The following is a 9905-nucleotide window of genomic DNA, read 5'->3' on the forward strand; positions in this document are numbered from 1 at the left end:
CCGTTCGTGGTGTTCTTCTACGGTAAATCGAGGATTTCTGCTCCCTTTTATTACCTGTTCTTTGGTACGTCGTCTGCTTGGCTGCATCACACTAATCAGGCAGGCAGACCATCCAAGTGGAGAGACAGATCAGGCTGTGCGACTGCAACCGCAGTTTCGCAGTCGATGAAAAAGCCCTTGCGGCGGGCATCCCCGGGCCGCTGAAAGTCCATCACGAACTGTGCCGGCGGGAGATCGGCGAGTTCGAGTCTGCGCTCGCGTGCGGCGACGTCGTCGTCGGCTGTACGCAGGAGGCTGCGCTGTTCGCCGAGGTGGCAGCGGAGCGTCCGGCGGTGCGCATCGATTTCTTCAACCTGCGCGAGAACGCCGGCTGGTCGGCCGAAGGCAGCGGCGCGACACCCAAGATGGCCGCGCTGATCGCCGCCGCGACGCTGCCCGAGCCGGATCCGGTCGTGGGCGTGACGCTGGCGGCGGGCAGGAACCTGCTGATCGTCGGCGAGGCCGGTGCCGCGCTGGGCTGGGCCGAGCGCCTGGCGGGGCGCTTCGAGGTGTCCGTCCTGTTCACCGGCTCGAGCCGCGATGCCGAGCTGCCGCTGGAGCGGCGCTATCCGGTGTGGTCCGGCGCGGACGTGACGCTCTCCGGCCACCTCGGTGCCTTCGACGCCGTCTGGGCGCAGCAGAACGCGATCGACCTCGACCTGTGCGTGCGCTGCAACGCCTGCATCCGCGCCTGTCCGGAAGGGGCGATCGGCTGGGATTATCAGGTCGATGCCGCCCGCTGCCGCACGCATCGCGCCTGCGTGAGCGCCTGCGGCACGGTCGGCGCGATCGATTTCGCGCGCGCCGACACGCGGCGCGAGGGGCGCTTCGACCTCGTGCTGGATCTCTCGCCCGAACCGCTGCTCAGGCGCGTGGAGCCGCCACAGGGCTATGCGGCGCCGGGCCGCGACCCGCTCGATCAGGCGCTCGCGGTGCAGACGCTGGACGAGTTCGTCGGCGAATTCGAGAAGCCGCGCTACGTCGCGCTGGACGCGAGGCTGTGCGCGCACAGCCGCTCGCGCAAGGCGGGCTGTTCCAACTGCATCGAGGCCTGTTCGGCCGAGGCGATCGCCTCCGCCGGCGACGTGGTGCGCGTCGACCCCTATCTCTGCCAGGGCTGTGGCACCTGTTCCACGGTGTGCCCGACCGGCGCGCTCGCGTCGCAGTATCCGCGCGTCGAGGACCTCGGCCTGCGCGTGAAGACGGTGCTGGCGCGTTACCGTGAGGCCGGCGGCGAGGATGCCTGCCTGCTGTTCCATTCGGCCGAGGCCGGCCACGCGCTGATCGAGCGCCTCGCACGCCGCGGCAAGGGCCTGCCGGCGCGGGTGATTCCGCTCGAGCTCTGGAGCGCCGATGCGGCGGGCCTCGACCTGATGCTCGGCAGCCTCGCGCTCGGGGCCTGCCAGGTCGCGGTGCTCGCGGCCGGCACGCACGACGCGGCGCCGCTGCGGGCGCAGGCCGCCCATGCGCAGACCATTCTCGCCGGCCTGGGCTACGCCGGCGAGCACCTGCGCGTGATCGAGGCCGAGGACTGGCCGGCCCTCGAAGCGGCGTTGTGGGACTGGGCGCCCGCGCAGGGAGTGAGCCGCCCGGCGAGCTTCCGCCTCGTGCCGCGGAAGCGCGACACGCTGGACCTCGCGCTGCGCCACCTGCACGCGCTCGCGCCCGCGCCGGCCACTGAAATCGCGCTGCAGGCCGGCGCCCCCTTCGGTGCCGTCGCAGTGAGCGACGCCTGCACCTTGTGCATGTCCTGCGTCGGCACCTGTCCGACCGGCGCGCTCAGCGCCGCCACCGACGCGATGCGGCTCGGTTTCCTCGAGAAGAGTTGCGTGCAGTGCGGGCTGTGCGCGAACGCCTGTCCGGAGAACGCCGTCGCGCTCACGCCGCGCCTGCTGCTCGACGACGCTGCGCGCCGCGTGGTGCCGCTGAAGGAAGCCGAGATCTTCCATTGCGTGCGCTGCGGCGCGGCGATGGGCGCCAAGCCGATGATCGACGCGATGTTCGCGCGCCTTGCCGGCCATTCGATGTTCGCCAGCGAGGCGCAGCAACGGCGCCTGCACATGTGCGCCGACTGCCGCGTGATCGACCTGATGGAAAACGAGAACGGCACCAAAGCCTGGAACATGACCGAATGAACGCACCTGCCACGATCTTCCAGCCGCAGCACCCGGCGCCCGGCGACGTGCCGGTGCTCACCGACGAGGACCGGGCGCGCGCGCACCATTACGCGCTGCTGGGCAACCTTTTCTTCAGCGCGCCCGAAGCGCCGCTGCTCGCCGCGCTGGTGGCTTCCGCGCGCGTGCTGGGCAGCGGCGACACGCCATTCGCGGCCGCATGGGCCGGGCTCGGCGAGATCGCCGCGGACAGCGACGCGGCGGCGGTGCATGACGAATACCACGCCCTGTTCTACGGCGTCGGCCGGCCCGAGGTGATGCTCTTCGGTTCCTTCTACCTCGCCGGCTTCCTCATGGAGGAGCCGCTCGCCGAGCTGCGCGACGACCTCGCCGAGCTGGGCCTCGCGCGCCGCCCGGGGGTGGCCGAGACCGAGGACCATATCGCCGCGCTCGCCGAGGTCATGCGCCACCTCGTGCTCACCGGCCCCGACGAGGCCGGCCTCGCAAGGCAGCGCCGCTTTTTCATCCGTCATCTGCAGCCCTGGTACGCGCGTCTCGCCGACGCGCTCGCCGTGACGCCGCAGGCACGGTTCTATGCCCGCACCGGTGCGCTGATGCGGGCGTTTTTCGACATCGAGAGCGAAGCTTTCGCAATGGAGTAGGTCGCATCCGGTCCCTGGGGCCGGCCAAGTGATCCGATACGGGAGAAGGACCATGGAAGACAAGAAATCCGGCCTGCAGCGCCGTCATTTCCTGCTGACGCTGGGCGCCGGCGGCGCCGCAGCCGCGGCGGCCGTCGCGACGGTCGCCGGCAAGCCCGCCGCGGTCGCGGTGCCGTCGGCAGCGGCGGCGGGCGAAGCCGGGACGGAGCGTGGCGTCAGCGAGCACGCCCGCAATTACTACCGCACTGCGCGCATCTAGGCGGGGGACAGGCGATGCTTACGAGGAAATCCACCCAGGCGACGGGCGCCGCCCGTCAGCTGCGCAGCTCGGCGGCGCGGCACTTCGGCCAGACCATGGACCGGCGCACCTTCCTCAAGCGCTCGGGCCTCGGCGTGGGCGCCGGCGCGCTGGCGGCGCAGCTGCCCTACAACCTGATCGGCAGCGCCGACGCGGCCAGCCCCGAAGCGGCAGGTGCCGCGGGCGACGCGAGCGTGCACCGCACCGTGTGCACGCACTGTTCGGTCGGCTGCGCGATCGACGCCGTGGTCAAGAACGGCGTGTGGATCCGCCAGGAGCCGGTGTTCGATTCGCCGATCAACCTCGGCGCGCACTGCGCCAAGGGTGCCTCGATCCGCGAGCACGGCCACGGCGAGCACCGCCTGAAGTACCCGATGAAGCTCGTCGACGGCAAGTACCAGAAGATCACCTGGGAGCAGGCGATCCAGGAGGTGGGCGACCGCCTGCTGAAGATCCGCGAGGAGTCCGGCCCCGACGCCGTCTACTGGATCGGCTCGTCGAAACACAGCAACGAGCAGGCCTACCTGATGCGCAAGTTCGTGTCCTTCTTCGGCACGAACAACATGGACCACCAGGCGCGCATCTGCCACTCGACCACCGTCGCCGGCGTCGCCAACACCTGGGGCTACGGTGCGATGACGAACTCCTACAACGACATGCAGAACGCGAAGGCGATGATGTTCATCGGCTCCAACGCGGCCGAGGCGCACCCGGTGTCGCTGCTGCACATCCTGCATGCCAAGGAGAACGGCTCGAAGATGATCGTCATCGACCCGCGCTTCACGCGTACGGCGGCCAAGGCCGACTACTACGTGCGCCTGCGCTCGGGCACCGACATCCCCTTCATCTGGGGCCTGCTGTACCACATCTTCCAGAACGGCTGGGAGGACCAGGAATACATCCGCCAGCGCGTCTACGGCCTCGACAAGGTCAAGGACGAGATCATGAAGTGGACGCCGGACAAGGTGCAGGAAGTCACCGGCGTGCCCGAGGAGCAGGTGCGCACGGTCGCCGAGACGATGGCCAAGAACCGGCCCTCGACCGTGGTGTGGTGCATGGGCCAGACCCAGCACACCGTCGGCAACGCCAACGTGCGCGCGATGTGCATCCTGCAGCTGGTGCTCGGCAACGTCGGCGTCGCGGGTGGCGGCACCAACATCTTCCGCGGCCATGACAACGTGCAGGGCGCCACCGACGTCGGCCCCAACCCCGATTCCCTGCCCGGCTACTACGGCCTCGCGGCGGGCTCGTGGAAGCACTGGTGCAAGGTGTGGGGCGTGGATTACGAGTGGGTCAAGGCGCGCTACAAGTCCGAGGAGCTTATGACCAAGTCCGGCATCACCGTGTCGCGCTGGATCGACGGCGTGCTCGAGAACCCGGAACTCATCGATCAGCCCAACGGCAACCTGCGTGCGGTGGTGTACTGGGGTCACGCGCCGAACTCGCAGACGCGCGGCGCCGAGATGGTCGAGGCGATGAAGAAGCTCGACACCCTGGTCGTCATCGACCCCTACCCGTCGGCGACCGCGTCGATGGCGGCGATGGTGAGGAAGGACGGCGTCTATCTGCTGCCCGCGTGCACGCAGTTCGAGACCTCCGGCTCGGCCACCGCATCGAACCGCTCGCTGCAGTGGCGCGAGAAGGTCATCGAGCCGCTGTTCGAGTCCAAGCCCGATCACACCATCATGTATGCCTTCGCGAAGAAGTTCGGCTTCGCCGACGAGCTCGTGAAGAACATCCCGCTGGTGAAGGACAAGCAGGGCTGGGACGAGCCGGTGCCCGAGGACATCCTGCGCGAGATCAACCGCGGCACCTTCACGATCGGCTACTCCGGCCAGTCGCCCGAGCGCCTCAAGCTGCACATGCAGAACATGCAAACCTTCGACGTGAAGACGCTGAAGGCCACCGGCGGCCCGTGCGACGGCGAATACTTTGGCCTGCCCTGGCCGTGCTACGGCACGCCCGAGTTGAAGCACCCCGGCACGCCCAACCTGTACGACACGTCCAAGCACGTCATGGACGGCGGCGGCAACTTCCGCGCCAACTTCGGCGTCGAGAAGGACGGCGTGTCGCTGCTCGCCGAGGAAGGCTCCGCCTCCAAGGGCGCCGAACTGCAGATGGGCTACCCCGAGTTCGACGACGTGCTCTTGAAGAAGCTCGGCTGGTGGGACGAGCTCACCGACGCGGAGAAGGCCGCCGCCGAGGGCAAGAACTGGAAGACCGACCTCTCGGGCGGCATCATCCGCGTCGCGATGAAGAACCACGGCATGCATCCCTTCGGCAACGCCAAGGCGCGCGCGCTGGTGTGGAACTTCCCCGACCCGGTGCCGCTGCACCGTGAGCCGATCTATTCGCCGCGCCCGGACCTCGTCGAGAAGTACCCCACGCACGACGACAAGATGAAGTTCTGGCGCCTGCCGACGCTCTACAAGTCGCTGCAGGAGAAGGTCAAGGACATCTCCAGTGAGTATCCGCTCATCATGACCTCCGGGCGCCTCGTCGAGTACGAGGGCGGCGGCGAGGAGACGCGCTCCAACCCGTGGCTCGCCGAGCTGCAGCAGGAGATGTTCGCCGAGGTGAACCCCAAGGACGCCAACGACGCCGGTTTCCGCAACGGCGACTACATCTGGGTCGAGTCGCCGACCAAGGCGAAGCTCAAGGTGCGCGCCCAGGTCACGCAGCGCGTCGCGCCGGGCACGGTGTTCCTGCCCTTCCACTTCTCCGGCTGGTGGTCGGGCAAGGACATGCTCGAGTTCTATCCGGAAGGCGCGGCGCCGATCGTGCGCGGGGAATCGGTCAACCATGCGACCACCTATGGCTACGACGTCGTGACGATGATGCAGGAAACCAAGACGACCCTGTGCCGGGTTTCGAAAGCATAAGGGGAGGAGAGACTAAATGGGACGCATGAAATTCCTGTGTGACGCCGAGCGCTGCATCGAGTGCAACGGTTGCGTCACCGCGTGCAAGAACGAGCACGAGGTGCCCTGGGGCGTGAACCGCCGGCGCGTCGTCACGATGAACGACGGCGTGCCGGGCGAACGTTCGATCTCCGTCGCCTGCATGCACTGCTCGGACGCGCCGTGCATGGCGGTGTGTCCGACCAACGTGTTCTACAAGACCGAGGAAGGCATCGTCCTGCACGACAAGGACGGCTGCATCGGCTGCGGCTACTGCTTCTACGCCTGTCCCTTCGGCGCACCGCAGTTCCCCAACGGCCCGGCGGCCTTCGGCGCGCGCGGCAAGATGGACAAGTGCACCTTCTGCGCCGGCGGCCCGGAGGAGAACGGCTCGCAGGCCGAGTTCGACAAGTACGGCCGCAACCGCATCGCCGAAGGCAAGCTGCCGCTGTGCGCCGAGATGTGCTCGACCAAGGCGTTGCTCGCCGGCGATTCGGCGGAGATTTCGGACATCTTCCGCGACCGCGTCCTGCGCCGCGGCAAGGGCGTCGAGGCCTGGGGCTGGATGACCGCCTACGGCAAGGACAAGGAGGAAGCGAAATGAAAACGCGCATTCCGTACGTGATCGCCGCCACGCTCGCGGCCGCGCTGCTGGCCGGCTGCGGCGAGCAGCCGCAGGTCGCCAGCTACAAGGATGGCAAGTACTCCGGCAAGCCCGACACGCGGCCTTGGGAGGGCGGCACCTTCAAGGGCGACAAGGGGGCGTGGGAGCAGGCGCTGCGCACCCGCATCCGCAGCCAGAACGAGTACAAGCGTGTCGAGTGAGGAGTCGGCGATGAGCACAACCCTCGGACAACGCGGCGGGCTCGCCCTGCTGCTGGCGCTGGTGCTGTGGCTGTTCATGCTGGGCAGCGGGGCGGCGCTGGCGCAGGCCGACCCGGCTGCGGCGCAGGTCGAGCGCCAGCACACGCAGCCGCTCAACAACGCCCCGGTGTGGCGCGAGGTGGATTCGGGCAAGTCGCACTTCACCACCGTGCGCGGCCCGGAGACCGGCGTGCTGATCCAGAGCGAAGGCCAGACCTGGCGGCAGTGGCGCAACGGCCCGATCACCTTCTACGGCGGCATCCTGCTGCTGGTCGTGCCGACCGCGATCGGGCTGTTCTATGCGGTCAAGGGCGCGGTCAAGCTGCACGGCGCGCCGACCGGGCGCAGGATGCAGCGCTTCAACCTGTTCGAGCGCGTCGTGCATTGGGGCACCGCGATCAGCTTCGTCGTGCTGGGCATCACCGGCGTATGCATCCTGTTCGGCAAGCACGTCATCGAGCCGATCTTCGGCAACGCCGCGCTCGGCGGCCTGCTGTGGGCCGGCAAGGGCATCCACAACTACCTCGGGCCGGTGTTCGCGGTGTTCACGCTGCTGATGATCCTCGCCTTCCTGCGCGACAACGTGTGGCAGGCGATCGACAGCGTGTGGATCCGCAAGGCCGGCGGCATCGCCAGCGGCGAGCACGTGCCTTCGGGGCGCTTCAACTTCGGCGAGAAGACCTGGTTCTGGATCGGCGTGACCTTCCTCGGCCTGATCGTCGCCGGCTCCGGCCTCGTGATGGACTTCCCCAACTTCGGCCAGACGCGCGCGGACATGCAGCTCGCCAACATCATCCACGGCGTCGGCGCGATCGTCCTGATCGCCCTGTCGCTGGGCCACATCTACATGGGCACGATAGGCGTCGAAGGCGCCTACCAGTCGATGAAGACCGGCTACGTGGACGAGACCTGGGCGAAGGAGCACCACGAGCACTGGTACGACGAGGTCAAGGCCGGGCGCTCGGGCCACCCCTGATCCGCCGCGCCCTGCCCGCCGCGGGGGCTTCGGCCCTCCGCGGCACCCTGCCTTGTCCCTGATGGCGCCGCGGTTCCCCTGCCGCGCGATCCCGACTAGACTGATCGGATAAAGCCGGTGCCCCACCGGCCTGTGCACGAGCACCAACAGAGGAGACAAGCAGATGAGCACCGTGACCCTGGGTGGCAACCCGATCGAAGTCGCCGGCAAGTTCCCGCACAAGGGCGACACCGTCCCGCCGCTGTCGCTGGTCGGCGCCGACCTCAAGGACGTCACGCTCGCCGACTACGCCGGCAAGCGCAAGGTCCTCAACATCGTCCCCAGCCTCGACACGCCCACCTGCGCGACCTCCACGCGCAAGTTCAACGCCGAGGCGAGCAAGCTCGCCGACACCGTCGTCCTGGTCATCTCCGCCGACCTGCCCTTCGCCGCCAAGCGCTTCTGCGTCGCCGAAGGTCTGGAAAACGTCGTCACGCTGTCGACGATGCGCGGGCGCAACTTCCTGAACGACTACGGCGTCGAGATCGTCTCAGGCCCGCTCGCCGGCGTCACCGCGCGCGCCGTCGTCGTGCTCGATGCCGACAACAAGGTGCTGCATTCGCAGCTCGTCGGCGAGATCAAGGACGAGCCCGACTACGCGGCGGCGCTCGCGGCGCTGAAGTAAACCGTCAGCAAAGCCCGTTCCATGGAATGGGTTTATCATGCGGGCCGGGCGCGCGGCCGGCTTGCGGTCGCCGCCGCTCCCGCATCCGGCTGGCGGATTCAGCCGCCTCCCCTCCGTCACCCGATGTAACGAGATGCCGGACGCACTGCCGAAAGTCGGCGTCGAACAACTGCAGGTGGGCATGTTCGTGTCGCTGGACATGCCCTGGCTCGACCACCCCTTCCTGGTCAACTCCTTCCGCATCAGCAGCGAGAAGCAGCTGCGGGCATTGCGCGAACTCGGTCTGCCCCGCATCGCGTACGACCCCGCGCGCTCGGCGGTCGGGCCACGCGAATGCGAAAGCGCCCCGCCCGTGCCTCCTGCAGCCGCACCCCAGCCCGCGGACGAGCACCGCATCGAGGCCAAGCGCCGCGAAGCGACACGCATGGCCGAACAGCGCGAGCTCATCCGCAGCTGCGAGAAGGCCTACGGGGAATGCGTCGACTCGACGAAGAACCTGATCGCCGACCTCATGCGCGAACCGGCGGCGGCCACCGCACTGGCCGGCGCCATGGTCGGGGAGCTCGTGTCGACCTTCCTCGACGACCCCGGTGCGACCGTGATGCTGGTCGCCTCGCGCAAGCGCGACGATGCCACGCACCAGCACGCGCTCAACGTGATGATCCTGACGATGATCCTCGCGAAAGCGCTAGGGCTGAAGCGCGAAGTCTTCGAGGCCGCCGGCATGGGCGCGCTGCTGCACGACATCGGCGCCAAGCGCATCAACCCCATCGTGTTGCGCACCAAGGAACGCAGCCGCCCGGAGGAATCCCTCTATCGCATGCATTGCGAGTACGGGCTGCAGATCGTCGGCAAGCACGTCTCGCCCTCGGTGTGCGCAATCATCCGCGAGCATCACGAATGCGTGGATGGCAGCGGTTTTCCCGCCGGCCGCAAGGGCCCGGACATCAATCCGCTCGCGCGCATGGTCGCAATCGCGAACCGCTACGACAACCTGTGCAATCCGCATTCGCTGGCGGAAGCCATGACGCCCGCCGAAGCGCTGTCGCAGATGTTCGCGCGCGAGTCGGCGCATTTCGACGCCTTCATGCTGTCGACCTTCATCAAGGAGCTCGGGGTGTATCCGCCCGGCTCCTTCGTGCGCCTGTCGACCGGCTCGATCGCCATCGTCGTCGCGGTCACGCGCGGCAACACGCTCAAGCCGACGGTGCTGGTATACGAACCGGGCGTGCCGCGCCGCGACGCGCTGGTGCTCAACCTGGCCGACTCCGACGAGGTCGTGATCGACGCGGTGCTCAAGCCGCGCGCACTGCCGCGCGAAATCGTCGATTACCTCAACCCGCGCATGAACCTCGCGTACTTCGCGCAGCGCGCGCACGGCTGATTCG

The 9905-nt window shown here is 68.2% G+C and carries 9 protein-coding genes; all 9 read left to right on the forward strand.

Annotated features, from left to right (window positions below; translation table 11 throughout):
- Positions 1 to 116 precede the first annotated feature (116 nt).
- The 9 genes from U5817_RS00425 (at position 117) to U5817_RS00465 (ending at position 9901) form a co-directional block, all read left to right on the forward strand.
- The gene (locus tag U5817_RS00425; protein ID WP_407279325.1) at positions 117 to 2174 is read left to right on the forward strand and encodes a 4Fe-4S binding protein; all 2058 of its coding nucleotides are present in this window, start codon (positions 117 to 119) and stop codon (positions 2172 to 2174) included.
- Positions 2171 to 2815, forward strand: coding sequence for a molecular chaperone (locus tag U5817_RS00430; protein ID WP_407279326.1), 645 nt, complete (start codon positions 2171 to 2173; stop codon positions 2813 to 2815). Before U5817_RS00425 ends, U5817_RS00430 begins: the two co-directional genes overlap by 4 nt.
- 52 nt (positions 2816 to 2867) lie before the next feature.
- Positions 2868 to 3074 (forward strand): hypothetical protein, encoded by a 207-nt coding sequence (locus U5817_RS00435; protein ID WP_407279328.1) that lies wholly within the window; start codon positions 2868 to 2870, stop codon positions 3072 to 3074.
- Positions 3075 to 3088: 14 nt separating this feature from the next.
- Entirely contained in the window at positions 3089 to 5995 is a 2907-nt protein-coding gene (locus tag U5817_RS00440) for a molybdopterin-dependent oxidoreductase (protein ID WP_169125737.1), read from the forward strand.
- A 16-nt stretch (positions 5996 to 6011) separates the two neighbouring features.
- Entirely contained in the window at positions 6012 to 6617 is a 606-nt protein-coding gene (gene fdh3B / locus U5817_RS00445) for a formate dehydrogenase FDH3 subunit beta (RefSeq protein ID WP_169125736.1), read from the forward strand.
- Positions 6614 to 6838 (forward strand): hypothetical protein, encoded by a 225-nt coding sequence (locus U5817_RS00450; RefSeq protein WP_407279329.1) that lies wholly within the window; start codon positions 6614 to 6616, stop codon positions 6836 to 6838. Before fdh3B ends, U5817_RS00450 begins: the two co-directional genes overlap by 4 nt.
- A 10-nt stretch (positions 6839 to 6848) precedes the next feature.
- Positions 6849 to 7853, forward strand: a complete 1005-nt coding sequence (locus U5817_RS00455) for a formate dehydrogenase subunit gamma (protein WP_169125734.1) — start codon at positions 6849 to 6851, stop codon at positions 7851 to 7853.
- Between the two features lie 163 nt (positions 7854 to 8016).
- The gene (tpx, locus tag U5817_RS00460; RefSeq protein WP_407279330.1) at positions 8017 to 8517 is read left to right on the forward strand and encodes a thiol peroxidase; all 501 of its coding nucleotides are present in this window, start codon (positions 8017 to 8019) and stop codon (positions 8515 to 8517) included.
- Between the two features lie 133 nt (positions 8518 to 8650).
- Positions 8651 to 9901: an HD-GYP domain-containing protein gene (locus U5817_RS00465; protein ID WP_407279331.1), complete on the forward strand. Its 1251-nt coding sequence runs from the start codon at positions 8651 to 8653 to the stop codon at positions 9899 to 9901.
- Positions 9902 to 9905: the final 4 nt, after the last annotated feature.

Origin of the sequence: Aromatoleum evansii (assembly GCF_045689615.1) — a bacterium.
GTDB lineage: Bacteria > Pseudomonadota > Gammaproteobacteria > Burkholderiales > Rhodocyclaceae > Aromatoleum > Aromatoleum evansii.